An 18,958-nucleotide genomic window follows, 5' to 3' on the forward strand; every position below is an offset into this window, starting at 1 on the left:
GAGGATCGGACGCGATGGACCTGGGTCTGCGTGACGCCACCGCCGTCGTGGTCGGCGGCGGCCGCGGGATGGGCCTGGCGGCCGCGCACTGTTTCGCCGACGACGGGGCGCGGGTGGCGGTCATCGGCCGGACCCGGCAGGTGCTCGACGACGCCGTCGCGCAGCTGCGCGAGCGCGGCAGCCCGGACGCGGTGGGTCTGGTCGCCGACTGTGCCGACGACACCGCCGTGCAGCAGGCATTCGCCGAGATCGCGCAGCGGTGGGGCGGGGAGCTGAACATCCTGGTCAACGCGGTCGGCCCGACCGTGCGCGGCACCTTCGACGAGCTCAGCGACGCGGACTGGCGCCAGGCCGTCGACGAAGGCGCGATGGGGATGGTGCGCTGCGTGCGCGCTGCGCTGCCGCTGCTGCGCGCCGCGGGATGGGCGCGCATCGTGAACTTCTCCGCGCACTCGACCCAACGCCAGAGCGTCATCCTGCCCGCCTACACCGCGGCCAAGGCGATGGTCACCAGCATCTCGAAGAACCTGTCGCTGCTGCTGGCCGCCGACGAGATCATGGTCAACATCGTCTCTCCCGGCAGTATCGCGTCGGAAGCCCTTGTCGGATGGGCGGATTCGGTCGGTGTCGACGGGAACGACCCGTATGCACTGATGGCCGCGATCGACGAGCACTTCGGCCATCCCGCGCATCTGCCGCGCGCCGGGCTGCCCACCGAGATCGGGCCCGTCGTCGCGTTTCTGGCGTCGCGGCGCAACTCGTACATGACCGGCGCCAACATCAACGTCGACGGCGGTAGCGATTTCACCTGAGCCCGTCTGAAGGGAAGCGTCATGGCGACAGCTGCAGAAGCCCGAGACTGGGCGCGGGTCGCCCTGCGCGGCATCGGCGACTCGCTCTACACACCGTTCAGCGGAGCCGACGGTGACGACATCGACTGGGACGCCTACCAGGCGCTGGTGCGCTACTGCGTCGGCGATCTGGGTCACCCGCTGCTGTGGTGCACCAGCGGCGTCGGGGAGTTCTGGGCGCTGACGCTCGACGAGCGAAAACGACTGCTGGAGATCGCAATCGAGGAGGGTCGCGCGGTCAACCCGGACGTGGTGATCCAGGCCTGTACGGCGGCGATGTCGGTGAAGGACTGTCTCGAACTCACCCGGCACGCGCAGCAGGCGGGCGCGGACATCGTCTACATCCAGACCCCGATGATGGAGACCCACGGCGGCGAAGGCGTGCTGCGGTTCTTCCGCTACATCGCCGAACGCACCGACATCGCACTGGGCATGTTCAACTCGCCGTCCTCGGGATACGTGCTGACCCCGGCCGAAGGTGCCCGCATCTACGACGAGATCCCGGCGGTGTGCGCGACCAAGGAGGGCGCGTTCCGGCCGGCCGCCAGTCGCATGCTGCATGACCTCGCACCGGACCTGGTGCTGTGGGAATGCGACAAGACCGTCTACCGCGCCGGCTGGTTGCGCGACGGTATCGTGTGCGCGGCCCAGCTCGGTACCGCCGGCTACCTGTTCGAGACCCCCGAGCGGCCAATCTTTTCCGAGTACTGGGACCTGATCGTGGCAGGCGAGCTGATCGAGGCCATGGACCATGCGCGCGAGTCCGGGCTCGACCGGTTCGACATGGACATGGGGTCCTGGTTCACCTGCTATCCCGGCCGTGCGGACTACTTCACGCACTGGGGTGGGACGTTCAAGTTCGCGGCGTCGGTACTGGGTCTGCCGATCGGTTCGCATCCACACTCGCGACCACCGCAGGCGGAGCTTCCTGAGTTGGCGCAGAAGCAGATTCGCGCCGCGTACACCAACCTCGGGCTGATCGGCCGGTAGGGGCTCCGCGGCATTGCAAAAGCCGCTACCGATAGGTGTACAGTATGGGCATCCATGAAGGTGAGGAGGTTCGCCGGTGAGCGCTGTCGGACACACCGTCGATCGCTCTGCCGAGCCGGTCCTGTTCGACGTGCGCGACAGTGGCGTCGCGGTGGTGACGCTCAACCGGCCCGACCGGATGAACGCGTGGGGCGGCGGTCTCGCTCAGGCCTTCTACCGATCGATCGACCGTGCCGAGGCCGACCCGGACGTCCGCGTGATCGTGTTGACCGGCAGCGGCCGCGCGTTCTGCGCCGGGGCGGACATGGGCGATCTCGACTCGATCAGCGGAGCCTCTGAATCGTCGGGAGAGACCGACGTGACCCAGCTCGTCGGCGAACGTCATCCGCACTTCCTGACCCAGCTGCGCAAGCCGCTGATCGCGGCGATCAACGGGGCCTGCGCCGGCATCGGGCTCACGCACGCGCTGATGTGCGACGTCCGGTTCGCCGCCGCCGGCGCCAAGTTCACCACCGCGTTCGCCCGCCGTGGCCTGATCGCCGAATACGGCATCTCCTGGATCCTGCCGCGCATCGTGGGCTGGGGTGCCGCGCACGATCTGCTGCTGTCGGGGCGCACGTTCTATGCCGAGGAGGCCAAGACGCTCGGCGTGGTCAACGACGTCGTCGCCCCCGATGCGCTGATGGCGCATGCCCTGGCCTACGCCGAGGACATGGCCCGCAACTGCGCACCGAGCTCGCTGGCGGTGATCAAACAACAGATCTACCGGGATGCTTTGCGAAACGTGCCCGAGGCCAGCGCCGAGGCGGAGACACTGATGCACGAGTCGATGCTTCGGCCCGATTTCATCGAGGGCATCACCGCCTTCTTCGAGAAGCGCCCGCCCAGCTTTCCGCCATTGAGCACTCAGGAGGAGACGCCATGACGATCCAGCACGAGGAGCGCATCGCGCCACAGCGCCTGGACTACCGCGCGATCGACGTCGACAACCACTACTACGAGCCGATCGACGCGTTCACCCGGCACCTGCCCAAGGAGTTCCGCAGCCGCGGCGTGCAGATGCTCACCGACGGCAAGCGCACCTACGCGGTGTTCGGCGGCGTGATCAACCACTTCATCCCGAACCCGACGTTCGACCCGATCATCGAGCCCGGCTGCCTGGATCTGCTGTTCCGCGGGGAGATCCCCGAGGGTGTGGACCCCGCCTCGCTGATGAAGGTCGACCGGCTCGCCGACCATCCCGAATACCAGAACCGCGACGCCCGGGTGAAGATCCTCGACAAGCAGAACCTGGAGACGGTGTTCATGTTGCCGACGTTCGCGTGCGGCGTCGAGGAGGGCCTCAAACACGACATCGCGGCGACGATGGCCTCGGTGCACGCGTTCAACCTGTGGCTCGACGAGGACTGGGGATTCAACCGTCCCGACGGGCGGGTCCTGTCCGCGCCGATCATCTCGCTGGCCGACGTCGAGAAGGCCGTCGAGGAGGTCGAGTTCGTCCTGAGCCGGGGCGCGAAGATCGTCTGCGTGCGGCCCGCCCCGGTGCCCGGCGAGGTCCGGCCCCGCTCGCTCGGCGACCCGGTGCACGACCCGGTGTGGGCGCGGCTGGCCGAAGCCGGTGTCCCCGTGGTGTTCCACCTGTCCGACTCGGGCTATATGGCGATCCCCGCGCTGTGGGGCGGCAGCGCGGTGTTCAAGGGCTTCGGCAAGCGCGATCCGCTCGACATGGTCATCATGGACGACCGCGCCATCCACGACACCATCGCGTCGATGATCGTGCACCAGGTGTTCACCCGGCACCCCACGCTCAAGGTGGCCAGCATCGAGAACGGCTCCTACTTCGTGTACCGGCTGATCAAGCGACTCAAGAAGTCCGCCAACAACGCGCCGTACCACTACAAGGTGGATCCGGTCGAGCAGCTGCGCAACAACGTGTGGATCGCGCCGTACTACGAGGACGACGTGAAGCTGCTCGCCGACACGATCGGTGTGGACAAGATCCTGTTCGGATCGGACTGGCCGCATGGCGAGGGCCTGGCCGATCCGACGTCGTTCACCGCCGACATCCCGCAATTCCCGGAGTTCAGCTACGAGGACACCCGGATGGTCATGCGCGACAACGCCCTCACCCTCCTCAGCGGCGCCTGACCCGCATGACGCGGACGCGAGGAGCATGACGGTGTCAGAGTGGACCATCGGCGGTGTCGTCGACGCCATCGCCGAGGCGATACCGGACCGGCTGATGACGGTCTGCGGTGACCGGCGGAGCACGTACGCCGAGACCGCCGAGCGTACCCGGCGACTCGCGAACTTCTTGAGCACCAACGGAATCGGCGCACACCGGGAACGCGACGGCCTCGACGGCTGGCAGTGCGGGCAGGACCGGGTCGCGCTGATCATGCACAACGACCTGTACCCGGACATGGTGATCGGCGCGCTGAAGGCCCGTGCGGTGCCGGTGAACGTGAATTTCAACTACACGCCGCGCGAGGTCGACGAACTGCTGGCGTACCTACAGCCCCGCGCGGTGATCGTGCATCGCTCGCTGGGCGCGAAATTCGCCGATGTACTGCCCCGTGCCGGGGTGGAGGTGGTGATCTCGATCGACGACGGCAGCGATGCGCCGGAGCCGACCGGCGCGATCAGCCTCGACGACGCACTGGCCGCCGGCGACGTCGACCAGCCCATCACGCCGTCGCCCGACGACGTGATGATGATCTGCACCGGCGGCACCACCGGCCGCCCGAAAGGCGTGATGTGGCGCCAATCCGACACCTATGTGGTGTCGATGAACGGTGCCGACCACGACTCCGTCGACGAGATCCACGCCAAGGTGGCGCACGCCGGGCCGCCCTGGTTCGCGGTGTCCCCCCTGATGCACGCCGCCGGCATGTGGACCGCGTTCGCGGCGCTGCTCAACGGCCAGACCGTGATCCTGTACGACAAGCCGACACTCGACGCCGCCGCGGTGCTCCAGACCGCCGAACGCGAGAAGGTCGGCCTGATGACGATGGTCGGTGATGCCTACGCCCGGCCGTTGATCGCCGAACTGCGCCGCCGTCCCTACGATCTGTCGTCTCTGTTCGCGATCGGCACCGGTGGTGCGGCGACCAACCAGCGCCACCAGGATGCGCTGCTGGAGCTGCTCCCGCAGATCACGCTGATCAACGGCTACGGGTCCTCGGAGACCGGGAACATGGCGTTCGGCCGCAGCCTGCGCGAGGACCGCAAGGACACCTTCGAACGGCGGGACGGGGTGGTGCTGCTCTCCGAGGACCGCACCCGGTTCCTGGAACCCGGTGACGACGAGATCGGTTGGGTCGCGCGCGAGGGCCGGATCCCGTTGGGCTACTTCGACGATGCCGACGCGACCGCGCGGACGTTCCCTGTGGTCGACGGCCGGCGGGTGGTGATCTCCGGGGACCGCGCCTCACTGGAGGCCGACGGCACCATCCGGCTGTACGGCCGCGACTCACTGGTGATCAACACCGGCGGGGAGAAGGTGTTCGTCGAGGAGGTGGAGGAAGTGCTGCGCGCCCACCCCGGTGTCGCCGACGCGCTGGTGATCGGCCGCGACAGCGAACGCTGGGGTCAGGAGATCGTCGCACTGGTCCAGAGGCAACCGGACAGCGACGTCGACCCGGATGCGCTGCGGCAGGCGTGCCACGCCGCGCTGGCCCGCTACAAGGCGCCCAAGGAGTTCCTCTTCGTCGAACGGGTGCGCCGGCTGGGTAACGGAAAGGCCGACTATCGATGGGCGAAAATCCAAGTGGCGCCGCAGGACACGCTGGCGGGTCAGCCGTGACCCACCGAGCGATTGATTGTCTGGTCAACGTGCACTTCGGCGAGACGGCCAAACAACCCGAGTTCATGCTCAAGGTCCGCGACGACTACTTCAAGGGCCCGAAGTCGCTCTACGACCAGGTCGAACTGCCGGAACTGCTCGACGAGATGGCCGAGCACGGCGTCGAGAAGGCCATCCTGATGGACAACCTCGTCAAACCGTCGATGACCGCCCGCAAGTTCGTCGAGGAGCGGCCGGACAAGTTCGCGCTGGCGATCGGCGGGGTCAACCTGCTGCGCCCGATGCCGTCGCTGCGGGAGCTGAGCGCGGTCGTCGCCGACCTGCCGGTCGCGTACGCCGCTGTCGGACCCAGCTTTTGGGGCGACGGTATGTACCCGCCGAGCGACGCGGTGTACTACCCGCTCTACACCAAATGCGCCGAACTCGGCCTGCCGCTGTGCATCAACACCGGTCTGCCCGGACCGCCGATCCCCGGTGAGGTGCAGAACCCGATCCACCTCGACCGGGTCTGCGTGCGCTTCCCCGAGCTGAAGCTGTGCATGATCCACGGCGCCGATCCGTGGTGGGATGTCGCGATCCGCTTGCTGATCAAGTACGCGAACCTGCGCATCATGACCTCGGCGTGGTCGCCGAAACGGCTGCCGGACAGCCTGCTCCACTTCATGCGCACCCGCGGCAAGAACAAGGTGATCTTCGCTTCAGACTGGCCGGTGCTGCGGCAGAGCCGCGTCGTCCCCGAGGCCCTCGCGCTCGACCTGCCGGCCGACGTCCTCGACAACTACCTCTACAACAACGCCAACGACTTCTTCTTCGGCACGGACGAACAGGAGATCTGACCGTGGACCGGTACGAACTGCGCAGGCTGGACTACAGCCTGTCCGAGGATCACCAGGCGCTCCAAGCCGCCTACAAGGACTTCTTCTCGACCCGCTGCACCATCGACACGGTGCGCGCGGCCGAGGAGTCCGGGTTCGACAAGAACCTGTGGGAACGCCTGTGCGCCATGGGTGCGACGACGATGGCGCTGCCGGAGTCCGTCGGCGGTGACGGGGCGACGCTGGTCGACCTGACGCTGGTCGCCGAGGAGATCGGGCGCTCGCTGGCTCCGGTCCCGTGGATCGATCACGTGGTGGCCGCTCGGCTGTTGGCCCGGCTCGGCGCCATCGATGCGGACATCGACGCCGACATCGTGAATGGCAAGCAGCTCGTCGCGCTGGACCCGGCGCTCGACAGCACCGGCGTGCGGTTGATCCCGGCCGGGTCGATCGCCGACCGCCTGCTGGTACGTGACGGTGACCAGATCGTGGCACTGAGCTTCGCGTCGCGGCCCGCGCGCGTCGACAACATCGGCAAGCTGCCGATGGCGTGGGTGGATCCGGCCGCCGCCGACAACCGCACCGTGCTGGCCGAAGGCGCCTCGGCGGTGGCCGAATACCAACGGGCGCTCGACGAATGGCGGCTGCTGACCGCCGCGGCCCTGGTCGGTCTGGTCGAGGAGACCATGACGATCGCCGCCGAGTTCTCGAAGACCCGCTACACCCTGGGCGTGCCGATCTCGACGCTGCAGGCCATCTCGCATCCGCTGGCCAACATCGCGATCGTCGTGCAGGGCGGCCGCAACCTGGCCCGGCGGGCGGCGTGGTTCGCCGACAACGAACCCGACGAGCGCCGCGAACTCGCGCCGTCGGCGTTCGTGTTCATGGCCGAGGAGGCGGCCAAGGCCGCGACGATGGCGGTGCACGTGCAGGGTGGACTCGGGGTGTCCGCGGAGGCGGCCGCCACCGCGTATCTGGTCCGCGCCCGTGGCTGGGCGATCGCCGGCGGAGATCCCGGCGTGACGGCCACCTACCTCGCCGGGATCGTCGCCGAACGCGAAGGACGGAGCTAGACAATGGATTTCTCACGGGTCGAGCTGTCCGACGAGGAGCACAAGTTCCAGGACGAGGTCCGGACGTTCCTGCGCGAGATCGTCACCGAGGAGGTGATCCGGCGCGATCGCGAGACCGGCGACAACTTCGACGAGGGTGTGCACCTGGCGCTCGGCGCGGCGGGCTATCTGGACCGGGACTGGAATCCGGCCACCGAGAAGCCGTTCTCGCGGGTGGAGCGGCGGATTTGGGAGCTGGAGAAGCGCCGCGCCCACGTGCCGTGGGTGACCTCGGGCACCACGGCGATGATCACCAAATCGGTGGAGAAGTTCGGCTCGCCGGAACTCAAAGAGGAGGTGCTGCCGCGGGTCTACAGCGGGCACGTCCGGTTGTGCCTCGGCTACACCGAACCCGAGGGCGGCTCCGACGTCGCGACCTGCAAGACCCGCGCCGTGCGAGACGGCGACCAGTGGGTGATAAACGGGTCGAAGATGTTCACCACCGGCGCGCACAACTGCCAGTACGTCTTCCTGATCACCAACACCGACCCGAGCGCGCCGAAACACAAGAGCCTGACCATGTTCCTGGTTCCGCTCGACACCCCCGGCATCGAGATCCAGGGCATCCGCACCGTCGACGGCGACCGCACCAACATCGTCTACTACAGCGACGTCCGCATCGACGACCGCTACCGCCTCGGCGAGGTCAACGGCGGCTGGACCGTGGTGCGCGAACCGCTCAACGCCGAGCACGGTGACGTCGCCGCCGCCGACGACGGCCTCGCCGACGTGTCGATCATGATGCACCAGGCGATGTTCATGGCCAAGGCCGTCGACACAGCCGCCGAGAAGTCGGCCATCCCGGATCCCAACGGCCGCAGGCTGATCGACGACGGGGCCGTCGCGTACCGGTTGGGCCGCAGTGTCGCCCGGCTGGAGGCGTCGCTGTCTGCGCCGAGCATCTTCGGCCGGGTCGCGCTCGCCCAGACCATGCGCGACATCTCGCCCGACCTGATGGACATCCTGGGGACGGCCTCGGCGCTTCCGGTCGGCACCGACGGCGCCGCCGACGACGGGGCGTCGGAATATGTCTACCGGTTCGCGCCGCTGGTGGGCATCTACGGCGGCACCCTTGAGGTGTTCCGCAACATGATCGCCCAGTACGTGCTGGGCCTGGGCAAGCCGAGCTATTGATTTCGGCGTAGTTGGTCACACCTGGGTTGACCAACTACGCCCAAATCGCTAGGTGGTGACGATCGTCGCGCCCGCGGTGCCGGGGGCGCCGTAGAGCTGGGCGAAGCCCACCTTCGGCTCCCCGGGGATCTGCCGGTCGCCGGCCTGCCCGCGCAGCTGCAGCACGATCTCGTGCAGCTGGCGCAGCCCGGACGCGCCGATCGGCTCACCGTTGGCCAGCAGGCCACCGTCGGTGTTGACCGGCATGGACCCGCCGATCTCGGTGGCGCCGTCGGCGATCAGCCGCTCCTGATCGCCGTCGGCGCAGAAGCCGGCCTCGGCCATGTGGATGATCTCGGCGCCGGCGTCGGTGTCCTGCAACTGGATCACGTCCACCTCTGACGGTTCGATACCGGCCTTCTCGAACGCCGCGCGCGACGCGTACACCGTCGGCGCGACGTCCTCGTCGACCGGCGCGAACGTCGTGTTCACCTCGTAGGCACCGTACTTGCGGGTGCGGACCTCGACCGCGCGGACGTAGACCGGCTTGTTCGTGTACCGGTGCGCGATGTCGGCCCGGCACATCACCACCGCGGCAGCCCCCTCGTCGGGGGAGCAGAACATGTACTGCGTCAACGGGTAATTGAGCATCGGCGAGTTCAGGATCGCGTCCTCGTCCATCGGCTTGCGGCGGAACGCGTTCGGGTTCAGCGCCCCGTTGCGCAGGTTCTTGTTGACCACCTTGGCCAGGGTGCGGTGGTCGATGCCGTGGTTGTGCAGGTACCGGTTGGCCTTCATGCCGAAGAACTGGGTGGTCAGGTACTGCCCGTTCTCGGCGTACCAGCTCGGCATCCCGACCAGACCGGGGTCCTCGGTGAACGCGCCGCGCGGATGCTTGTCGAGACCGACGGCGATACCGATGTCGTAGTCGCCCAACCGGATTCCGTCCGCACACGCCTTGGTGGCGCTGGCCGCGGTCGCGCACGCGTTGAACACGTTGGTGAACGGGATCCCCGACAACCCGACCATGCCGACGATCGCGTCCGGGTTGGCGACCGTCCAGCTGCCGCCGACGCCGAACTGGATGTCGTTCCACGACACCCCGGCATCGGCGACCGCGGCGGTGATCGCGTCGACGCCCATCTGCATCGCGGTCTTGCCCTCGAACCGCCCGAACGGGTGGATCCCGACCCCGATGATCGCCACATCGTGCATGTTCAGTCCCTTTCCACGGTTACCGGCGCGGCCGTACCAGCTGCGCCTGCTGGATCGCGGCCACCGGTCCGTCCTCGTCGAACAACGTCCCACGCGACACCCCGACACCGTCGGCGCCGTAGTGACTTTCCGAACGCACCCCGATCCAGTCACCGTCCGGCACCCGATGGATGTGCACGGCGAGATCGGTGTTGAGGAACGTGAAGTCGGCCGGGTCGAGCCGGCTGCCCATCCCGTTGGCGATGTCGGCGACCGCGAACAACCGCTGCGTGGGTGTCATCTGCTCGCCGACGACCAGGTCGACCAGTGGGGTGGCCCAGCACTCGGCCTGGACGCTGTGCAGGATGTCGTTGAGCCAGAGCCAGTCCAGGCTCTGGATGTAGGTGCGGTCGGCGCCGTCGTCGGGCATCCGGCGGGTGCCCTCGGCGACCGGCCGCATCGGCTCCACCGGGGTGTCGGGCAGGGTCTCGGTGTGGGCGCGCTGGAAGCGCCACGTCGACGCGGTCGCGACGACCCGGGGCGTCCCGTCCGGTCCGGGTGCGGTCATGTCGGCGCCGAGCAGCTCGATCTGTTTTCCGGGCCGGGCCACGTGGGCCCGCACCCACAGCTGATCGGTCATCGGTACCGGTCCGAGAAGGTCCACCACCACCCGGCTGATGCGGGTGTCCTCGCGCGGCGCGCACCGCTCGATCGCGCGGACCAGCAGCGCCGAGACAGGCGCGGCGTTCTGCATCGACGCGCCCCAGGTGCTGATGACGTGGTCGGACGGCGCGAACCTGTCGCCACGGGGATCGCCGGCGTCGACGAGTTCGTAGTAGGCGTCCGTCACGTCCGTCCTGTCTTGTGCCGCGGGTGGCCATCAGCAGGATATGGTGACTCTTATCGAAAGCACAACCGGATGCCTTACAGGAGTGAGAATGGATGTCGCGGGGCAGTCGGTCGCCGAGGTTCACTTCGATCCGTTCTCGGCGGACTTCTACGCCGACCCGCACGCGTTCTATCCCCGGCTGCGCGCCGAGGCGCCGGTGTACTACAACGAGACCTACGAGTTCTACGCGCTGAGCAGGCATGCCGACGTCGCCGCCGGGCTCAAGGACTTCGCGACCTACTCGTCGGCCTACGGTGTCGACTTGGCGATGGTGCGGCGCGGTAAGCCGGTGCCGGCCAAGATGATCATCTCGATCGACCCGCCCGAGCACCGGGTGATGCGCAGCCTGGTCAACAAGGTGTTCACCCCGCGTGCGATCGGCGCGTTGCAGGCGATGATCACCGAGACCATCGACGGCTTCCTGGCCGACGCACTGGGCGGGGGCACCGAGTTTGATGTGGTGCAGGACTTCTCGGTGTACTTCCCGGTCGACGTGATCACCAAGATGCTCGGGGTGCCCGCCGAGTACCGCCAGCAGGTGCGGCTCTGGATCGACGAATCGCTGCACCGTGAGCCCGGGCAGATCGAGATGTCGAAGTCCGGTATGCAGGCGATGACCGAGATCTGGCTGATGTACTACGAGCTGATCAAACAACGCCGCGCCCATCCGCGCGACGACATGATCAGCGCGCTGATCGCCGCCGAGGTGGGCCGCGACGACGGATCGACCAGCACGCTGGACGACGCCGAGATCGCCGGCTTCGCCACGCTGCTCGGCGGGGCCGGGGCCGAGACGGTGACCAAGCTGATCGGCAGCGCCGCGGTCACCTTCGCCCGCCATCCCGAGCAGTGGCAGCAGTTGCTCGACGACCGCGGGCTGGTTCCCGTCGCGATCGAGGAGCTGTTGCGCTACGACGCCCCGGTGCAGTACAACGTCCGCCGGTCCAACACCGACGTGACGTTGCACGGCGTCACCATTCCCGCGGGGGCGCCGGTGTTCCTGCTGGGCGCCTCGGCCAACCGGGACCCCGACGCGTGGACCGCCCCGGACGTCTTCGACATCAACCGGGACCGGACCGAGGCGCAGAACCTGGCGTTCGGGTACGGCATCCACAGCTGCCTCGGCGCCGCGCTGGCGCGGATGGAGGCCAAGATCGCCCTGGAGCGGTTACTGGAGGTGATGCCGCGCTACGAGGTCCGCTGGGACGGCTGCCAGAAGGTCAGCATGCAGAACGTCGCGGGCTGGTCCCATGTCCCGGTGCGGATCCTGACGTGATCAGCGGGCTTCGATCATCTCGCGCAGCCGCTCGGCCGCGCACACCGTCGCGTGTGCCGAGCGGGCACGCTCGGCGAGCGTGCGATCCGAGGTCGCGACCACGATCTGCTCGGGATGCGGGTCGGAGGCGATCAGCCTGACGATCTCGTCGTCCGCGGAATTCGGCGCCGGCGCGGCAGCGTGGGCGACGGTGATCACCGCCGAGGTGATCGGCGGGGTCGGCGGACGTTCGAAAACGACTGCGACGTCGGCTTCCTCGGTCAGCGCCCAACGCTCCAGACGGCGCACCAGCGTCGTCATCGCCGCATGTCGGTCCCGCCACCAGCCGTCGGGCCGGCATCCGATCACGTTCATCCCATCGACAATCCAGCGCACCCGCCGCAGACTAGCGAACTAGTGCCATGAGAAAGGCAGCTCCGCGATGGTGACCACCGAACACACCGGGATCGAACACAGAGCGACGTTCTGCAGGATCTGCGAACCGCTGTGCGGCATGATCGCCACCGTCGAGGACGGCAGGCTGGTCGCGCTGCGTCCGGACAAGGACCACCCGCTGTCCACCGGGTTCGCCTGCCAGAAGGGCATCGCGTTCAGCGAGGTGGTCAACGACCCCGACCGCGTCACCACGCCGCTGCGGCGCACCGCCGACGGATTCGAACCGGTCAGCTGGGACGACGCGATGAGCGACATCGCCGACCGGCTGGACCGGGTGGTGCGCACACACGGCCCCGGCGCGGTCGGCTGGTACATGGGTAACCCGGGCGCGTTCAGCTACGCCCACGTGATGGCGATCATGGCGTTCATCAAGGGCATCGGGCCCGGCACGCACTTCTTCACCGCGTCCTCGCAGGACACCAACTGCCGGCTGATGGCCAGCCAGCTGCTCTACGGCACGCCGACGTCGGTGCCCATCCCGGACCTGACCCGCACCGACCTGCTGGTGATGATGGGTGCCAATCCCGTGGTGTCACATGGCAGTTTCCTGACCGCGCCCCGCATCAAGGACCGCATGCACGACATCGTCAAGCGTGGCGGCCGGGTGGTCGTGATCGATCCGCGTAAGACCGAGACCGCCGCACAGTTCGAGTGGTGCGGCATCGTCCCCGACACCGATGCGCTGTTGCTGCTGTCGCTGTTGCAGGTGATGTTCGCCGAAGGCCTCGCGCACACCCGCGAGATCGACACCGTCGCCGACGGATCGGGCTGGCTGCGCGCGCAGGTCGCGCCGTTCACCCCGGAGGTGACCCAGGCGCACACCGGGGTGGGCCCGGACACGGTGCGGGATCTGGCCCGCGACCTGGCCACGACGCCGCGCGCGGCGGTCTACGGCCGGCTCGGCACCTGCGTCGGCCGCTACGGGACCCTGACCTCGTATCTGATCGACGTCGTCAACCTGGTTGCCGGCAACCTGGACAAACCGGGCGGTTCGGTCATCGTCGGGATGGGGATGCCCGCGCAGCGGCTGGTGAACATCGGGATGGGCGCGGCGCTGCGGCGCACCTACCAGCGCACACGGTCACGCATCGGAGGATTCCGCGCGATCATCGGCTCCGAACCGGCCGCGCTGATGGCCAAGGAGATGACCACACCGGGACAGCGCCAGATCCGGGCGATGTTCGTCAGCGCGGGCAACCCCGTGTTGTCGGTGCCCAATGGTGATGAACTGGAGGACGCGCTCGATTCCACCGACCTGGCGGTGGGGCTGGACTTCTACCTGACCGAGACGACGGCGCACTGCGACTACGTGTTGCCGGTGACCACGATGTACGAGCGCGACGATTTCGCGTTGGTCTTCCAGCAGTTCCAGGCCACCCCGTTCCGCCAGGTCACCGACGCGGTGATCGCGCCCGTCGGGCAGGCACGGCAGGAATGGGAGATCATCGGCGAGCTGATCACCCGGATGGCGGGGCAGTCGCGGGTGTTCTCCGGTCTGACGGCGGCCGGAAAAGCGCTGCGCCGCTTCGGGGTTCCGTTCACGCCGCGGATGTTCGCCGACGTGGTCATCCGCACCGGCGCGGGCGGGGACTGGTTCGGGCTGCGCCGCGGCGGCCTGAGCCACCGCAAACTCGCCCGCGACCTCCCGCACGGGAAGGTGCTGTCACCGCACCTGGCGACCGGCACGCTGAAGTCCGCGATCGCCTATCTGCGGGGCCGGATCCGGTTGGAACACAGCGACATCGCCACCGAGATCGCATCACTGCTGCGCACCGACCAGCCGGACTCGTACCCGCTGCGGATGATCGGGATGCGCGAAGCTCGTTCGGAGAACTCCTGGATGCACAACTCTGCGCTGCTGATGCGCGGAGACCGCGGACACCACGGGTTGATGAACGCCGACGATGCGGCCGAGCTGCAGATCGCCGACGGCAGCGAGGTGTGCGTCAGCTCGCCCCACGGCAGCATCACGGTGCCGGTGACGCTGACCAAGGACATCATGCCGGGGGTGATCGCGGTGCCGCACGGCTGGGGGCACAAGGGAACCGGCGGATGGCGGCTGGCCAACCAGGCCGGCGGCGCGAACGTCAACCGGCTGACCTCCAGCGATCCCGACGACGTCGAATCGCTGGCGGGCATGGCCTGGCTGACGGGGGTGCCGGTGCGCGTCGAACCCGTCTAGGGGCGGCCGCCGAAATTGCGTTCCAGCAGACGTCCACTCGAAGTTCTTCTGCTGGAATGCAATTTCGGCGAGAAAAGGGTCAGGCGATGGCGCCCTTGTCCTTGAGCTCCTCGATGCGGTCCCACTCTAGGCCGAGCTCCATCAGCACGATCTCGGTGTGCTCGGAGGCCTGCGGCGCGCGGGTGGTCTCCAGCGGTTCGTGGTTGAACTGCACCGGACCGCGGACCACCTTGAACGGCTCGCCGCCGTCGGCGGCCTCCACCTCGACGACCATGTCGTTGGCGAGGGCCTGCTCGTCGGTGGCCAGGTCGACGAGGCTCTGGAACGGCGCCCACTGACCCTTCATGGTCTTGAGGTGCCGGCGCCAGTACTCGAAAGGCTTGGCGGCGATGGCCTCGGTGATCAGTCGCACGCCTTCTTCGGCGTTCTGGATCAGCGGCATCACATCGGAGAAGCGAGGATCGTCGGCGAGTTCCGGCAGCCCCAGATGCTCCCACGTGTCGCGGATGTAGCCGGTCGGGCTGACGATGCACAGGTTGATGGTGCCGCCGTCGGAGGTCTGGTAGTTCGCCATGAACGGGTTGACCGACGTGGTGGTGCCCGGCATCAGCGACCGCATCGTCTCACCGGTCTCCATGCCCTGCGTGACGCTCGCCCCCGCCGCCCACCATGCGGTGCTCAGCAGCGACACGTCGAGCTCGACCGCCTCGCCGGTGCGCTCGCGGTGGAACAGCGCCGCGGAGATCCCGCCCGCGATGTTCATCCCTCCGATGGAATCACCGAATGCCGGAATGCCCTGGGGGAGAGCGCCACCCAGCTCCTCCGGGGTCAGTGCGTGGCCGACGCCACTGCGGGTCCAGAACGCGGTGCCGTCGAACCCGCCGACCAGGCGCTCGGGGCCCTTGTCGCCGTAGGCGCTGCCGCGGGCGTAGATGATGTTCGGGTTCACCGCGCGGATGTGCTCGATGTCGAACTTGTTCTTCTGCCGCGCCTGTGGCATGTAGTTGGTCAGGAACACGTCGGCGGTCTTGGCGATCTCGTAGAGCACCTCCTGCCCCTCATGGGTGGACACGTCGATGCCGACGCTGCGCTTGCCGCGGTTGGGGTGCTCGATCAGCGGGTGGCGGTTCGGGTCGAGCTGGAACCCGCCCATGTTGATGAACCCGCGCTGGGCGTCGCCCCGCACCGGATGCTCGACCTTGATGACGTCGGCGCCCCAGTCGGCCAGGATTGCGCCCGCCGCGGGCACGAAGGTGAACTGTGCAACCTCGAGGACTCGCACGCCCTCCATCACCTTGATCAAGTCTGGTACCCCTTCCGCTGGCCGGCTCTTGTCGGGGAGTGTAGCGGAGCGTTAATACTGTAATGTTTACCGTTGATCATCCGAGAAAATGCCACCGGAGGTGTCAGGTGAGCTCCACCGCCGCGGAACGTGCCGACACGAGCGTGCAGTGGGGCGAGCGCGCGGCGCGGCACGCCGAAAGCCGCATGCTGATCGACGGGGAACTGGCCGGGGCCGCCTCCGGTGCGACGTTCGACAACCACAGCCCGGCGACGGGGGCACTGCTGGGGGTCACGGCCGCCGCGGACGGCGACGACATGGACCGGGCGATCGCCGCCGCCCGCCGTGCGTTCGACACCACCGACTGGTCCACGAACAGGGAGTTGCGCAAGCGCTGCCTGCAGCAGCTACAGGCAGCCATCGAGGGTGAAAAAGAGGACCTGCGAACCGAACTCGTCGCCGAGGTCGGCTGCCCGGTGATGACCACCGAGTCGGCGCAGCTGGATTGGCCGCTGGCGGAATCGCTGCGCTATCCGGCGGGTCTGATCGACGACTTCGAGTGGGAGCGCGTCCTCGACGGCGGCGGCCTGTTCGGGGACCGGAACGTTCGCACTGTGGTCAAGGAGGCCGTCGGGGTGGTCGCGGCGGTGACACCGTCGAACTTCCCGATCGAGGTCATCCTGAACAAGCTCGGTCCCGCGCTGGCGGCGGGCAACACCGTCGTCCTCAAACCCGACCCGCACACACCGTGGAACGCGACCCGGTTGGGACGCCTGATCGCCGAGAAGACCGACATCCCCGCCGGTGTCGTGAACGTGGTGACGACGCCGTCCAACGATGTCGCCGGCCTGCTGGGCACCGATGCGCGGGTGGACCTGGTGTCGTTCACCGGCTCGACGGCCGTCGGGAAGTTGTTGATGCGCCAGGGCGCGGAGTCGATGAAGCGGATGTTCCTCGAGCTCGGCGGGAAATCGGCGGCGATCGTGCTCGACGACGCGAACCCCGCCGTGATCGTGCCGACCGCGGTCGGGGTCTGTGTGCACGCCGGGCAGGCGTGCGCGGCGACCAGCCGGATGCTGGTCCACCGGTCGCTCTACGACCAGGCCGTCGCCGAGATCGCCACCGCGTATCAGTTTGTGCCGGTGGGGGATCCGGTGAACTCGGGTACGCTGGTCGGGCCCCTCATCAGTGCCGCGCAGAAGGAGCGGGTGTTGGCCGCGATCGACGGTGCCCGCCGCGACGGCGCCGAGATCGTGGCGGGCGGGGGAGAGGTGGCCGGGCTGCCGGAGCATCTGGCCGGCGGGCACTACGTCGCGCCCACCGTGATCACCGGAGTCGACAACAGCGCCGCGATCGCACAGCAGGAGGTGTTCGGACCGGTGCTGGTGCTGTTGCCGTTCGACGATGACGACGACGCGGTGCGACTGGCCAACGACAGCGCGTTCGGCCTTGCCGGAGCGGTGATGTCGCGCTCGGCCGAGCGCGGTATGGCGATCGCGCGGCGGATTCGCACCGGCGCGTTCGGCGTGAACGGTGGCATGTTCTACGGCGCCGACGCACCGTTCGGCGGCTACAAGAGCAGCGGTATCGGACGTCAGTGCGGCATCGAGGGGTTCGCGCAGTATCTGGAGACCAAGACCATCGCGCGTCGTGAACGGCGGCAGGGCTGAGCCCCCGCGAGTGTGAAGCCAGGGTGGTGATGTGGGGTCCGAGCGCAACCCGGAATGCTATTTCGCGGGGGTGAACCGCACCGGGATCGCGGTCGGGGACCGGAATGGCTGACCGTGGATGTGCGGATCGCCGTCGGTGCGCAACTCGATGTCGGTGAGGCGGGTCAGCAGCGTCTCGACGGCCACCCTCGTCTCCATCCTGGCCAGGTGCAGCCCCATGCAGGTGTGTTCCCCCGCGGCGAACGAGAGGTGCGGCACGCGCGTGCGGAAGATGTCGAACCGCTCGGGATGTTCCCAGCGCGCGTCGTCCCGGTTGGCCGCACCGATGCACACATCGATCACCGAACCAGCCGGGATCTCGACGCCGTCGATCTCGGTGGCCTCGGTCGCGAACCGCTGCACGGTGGTCAGCGGCGTCTCGTAGCGCAGCCCCTCCTCGATCGCGGGTGCGATCAGTTCGTGGTCCGCGCACACGGCGTCGAACTGATCGCGGTGCGTCAGCAGCAGATACAGCAGGTTGCCCGACGACCGGTAGGTGGTCTCCAGGCCCGCGGGCAACAGCAGTCGCAGGAACGAGTAGATGGCCTCGTCGGACAGTCGTTCACCGTCGATCTCGGCCGACACCAGGTCGCCGATGATGTCCTCGGTCGGTGCGGACCGGCGTTTGTCGATCTGCGTCAGGAAATACTCCTTCAGCGCCGCGGACGCCTCGAACGCGCGCTTGTACCTGACCGTGTAGCTGATCAGCTCCACCGCGCGCTTGCGGAACCACGGCAGATCCTCCTCCGGCAGCCCCAGCAGCCGGGAGATGACGCGGGTGGGGAACTCGAAGGTGAAGTCGCGCACCAGGTCCGCTTCACCCTTGTCGATGAACTCGTCGACCAGGCCGTTGACGACGGGGCGCACGATCTCGGGTTCCCAACGCGCCAGCGAACGCGACTTGAACGCCGCCGAGACGAGGTTGCGGTGCTCCCAGTGCGGTTTGCCCTCCATCGCGAGGATCGTCGGCCCGATGAAGAGTCCGATGGTGGAGTCGTAGATCTTCGAATTGAACGTCTTGCCGTCCCGGAAGACCCGGTTGACCGCATCGAAGGACATTGCGGCATAGAGGTTCTCGGGTTTGAGAGACTCGGGGGTCTTCGACCAGTCCATCACCGAACCCCGGAACACACCGCCCTCGCCGCGCCGGCGGGCGAACATCGGGTAGGGGTCGCGCAGGTCGATGGGCTCGTCCTTCGCGACATCCTGAACCGGAGTCTCCATCCCGATACTGTAACGCTTACAGTATTGGCTGTACAGCGCTGTTTCAGCCTGCCGAACCATCCCGGCGGCAAAACTGTAAGA

16 protein-coding genes are annotated in these 18,958 nt (G+C 67.9%); 11 read left to right on the plus strand and 5 right to left on the minus strand.

Annotation, left to right across the window (positions count from 1 at the left end; translation table 11 throughout):
* Positions 1 to 14 precede the first annotated feature (14 nt).
* The 8 genes from BST38_RS01325 (at position 15) to BST38_RS01360 (ending at position 8,707) form a co-directional block, all read left to right on the plus strand.
* Positions 15 to 812, plus strand: a complete 798-nt coding sequence (locus tag BST38_RS01325) for an SDR family NAD(P)-dependent oxidoreductase (protein WP_083141426.1) — start codon at positions 15 to 17, stop codon at positions 810 to 812.
* Between the two features lie 21 nt (positions 813 to 833).
* Positions 834 to 1,841, plus strand: a complete 1,008-nt coding sequence (locus BST38_RS01330) for a dihydrodipicolinate synthase family protein (protein ID WP_083141427.1) — start codon at positions 834 to 836, stop codon at positions 1,839 to 1,841.
* A 76-nt stretch (positions 1,842 to 1,917) separates the two neighbouring features.
* Complete coding sequence (locus tag BST38_RS01335; protein WP_083141428.1) at positions 1,918 to 2,766, plus strand: enoyl-CoA hydratase; 849 nt, start codon at positions 1,918 to 1,920, stop codon at positions 2,764 to 2,766.
* On the plus strand, positions 2,763 to 3,989 hold the full coding sequence (locus BST38_RS01340; protein WP_083141429.1) for an amidohydrolase family protein: 1,227 nt from the start codon (positions 2,763 to 2,765) through the stop codon (positions 3,987 to 3,989). Before BST38_RS01335 ends, BST38_RS01340 begins: the two co-directional genes overlap by 4 nt.
* Positions 3,990 to 4,020: 31 nt before the next feature.
* Positions 4,021 to 5,646: an acyl-CoA synthetase gene (locus BST38_RS01345; RefSeq protein ID WP_083141673.1), complete on the plus strand. Its 1,626-nt coding sequence runs from the start codon at positions 4,021 to 4,023 to the stop codon at positions 5,644 to 5,646.
* A complete protein-coding gene (locus BST38_RS01350; protein WP_420872530.1) occupies positions 5,595 to 6,482 on the plus strand; it encodes an amidohydrolase family protein in 888 nt (295 codons plus the stop codon). The genes BST38_RS01345 and BST38_RS01350 overlap by 52 nt, the downstream gene beginning before the upstream one ends.
* 2 nt (positions 6,483 to 6,484) lie before the next feature.
* A complete protein-coding gene (locus BST38_RS01355) occupies positions 6,485 to 7,534 on the plus strand; it encodes an acyl-CoA dehydrogenase family protein (protein ID WP_083141431.1) in 1,050 nt (349 codons plus the stop codon).
* Positions 7,535 to 7,537: 3 nt separating this feature from the next.
* On the plus strand, positions 7,538 to 8,707 hold the full coding sequence (locus BST38_RS01360) for an acyl-CoA dehydrogenase family protein (protein WP_083141432.1): 1,170 nt from the start codon (positions 7,538 to 7,540) through the stop codon (positions 8,705 to 8,707).
* A 48-nt stretch (positions 8,708 to 8,755) separates the two neighbouring features.
* Here the strand turns inward: BST38_RS01360 and BST38_RS01365 are convergent, their stop codons facing one another.
* Positions 8,756 to 9,901, minus strand: a complete 1,146-nt coding sequence (locus tag BST38_RS01365; RefSeq protein WP_083141433.1) for a thiolase family protein — start codon at positions 9,899 to 9,901, stop codon at positions 8,756 to 8,758.
* 19 nt (positions 9,902 to 9,920) lie between these two features.
* Positions 9,921 to 10,730, minus strand: a complete 810-nt coding sequence (locus BST38_RS01370) for a thioesterase family protein (protein WP_083141434.1) — start codon at positions 10,728 to 10,730, stop codon at positions 9,921 to 9,923.
* 88 nt (positions 10,731 to 10,818) lie between these two features.
* Here BST38_RS01370 and BST38_RS01375 point away from each other — a divergent pair, with 88 nt between their 5' ends.
* Positions 10,819 to 12,045 carry a cytochrome P450 gene (locus tag BST38_RS01375; protein ID WP_083141435.1) on the plus strand — a complete coding sequence of 409 codons (1,227 nt, stop codon included), beginning with the start codon at positions 10,819 to 10,821 and terminating at the stop codon, positions 12,043 to 12,045.
* Here the strand turns inward: BST38_RS01375 and BST38_RS01380 are convergent, their stop codons facing one another.
* On the minus strand, positions 12,046 to 12,420 hold the full coding sequence (locus tag BST38_RS01380) for an NYN domain-containing protein (RefSeq protein WP_083141436.1): 375 nt from the start codon (positions 12,418 to 12,420) through the stop codon (positions 12,046 to 12,048). It abuts the gene before it with no gap.
* 46 nt (positions 12,421 to 12,466) lie between these two features.
* On the opposite strand from BST38_RS01380, the gene BST38_RS01385 reads away from it, so the two are divergent.
* On the plus strand, positions 12,467 to 14,662 hold the full coding sequence (locus BST38_RS01385; RefSeq protein ID WP_083141437.1) for a molybdopterin-containing oxidoreductase family protein: 2,196 nt from the start codon (positions 12,467 to 12,469) through the stop codon (positions 14,660 to 14,662).
* 79 nt (positions 14,663 to 14,741) lie between these two features.
* On the opposite strand, the gene BST38_RS01390 is transcribed toward BST38_RS01385, so the two are convergent.
* A complete protein-coding gene (locus BST38_RS01390; protein ID WP_083141674.1) occupies positions 14,742 to 15,953 on the minus strand; it encodes a CaiB/BaiF CoA transferase family protein in 1,212 nt (403 codons plus the stop codon).
* Positions 15,954 to 16,072: 119 nt separating this feature from the next.
* Between BST38_RS01390 and BST38_RS01395 the strand changes: the two genes are divergently transcribed.
* Complete coding sequence (locus BST38_RS01395; protein ID WP_237160630.1) at positions 16,073 to 17,614, plus strand: aldehyde dehydrogenase family protein; 1,542 nt, start codon at positions 16,073 to 16,075, stop codon at positions 17,612 to 17,614.
* Positions 17,615 to 17,671: 57 nt separating this feature from the next.
* Here BST38_RS01395 and BST38_RS01400 read toward each other — a convergent pair whose 3' ends face one another.
* The gene (locus BST38_RS01400) at positions 17,672 to 18,877 is read right to left on the minus strand and encodes a cytochrome P450 (protein ID WP_083141439.1); all 1,206 of its coding nucleotides are present in this window, start codon (positions 18,875 to 18,877) and stop codon (positions 17,672 to 17,674) included.
* Positions 18,878 to 18,958: the final 81 nt, after the last annotated feature.

Origin of the sequence: Mycolicibacterium parafortuitum, from assembly GCF_002086815.1 — a bacterium.
In the GTDB taxonomy this organism is placed as follows: Bacteria; Actinomycetota; Actinomycetes; order Mycobacteriales; family Mycobacteriaceae; genus Mycobacterium; species Mycobacterium parafortuitum.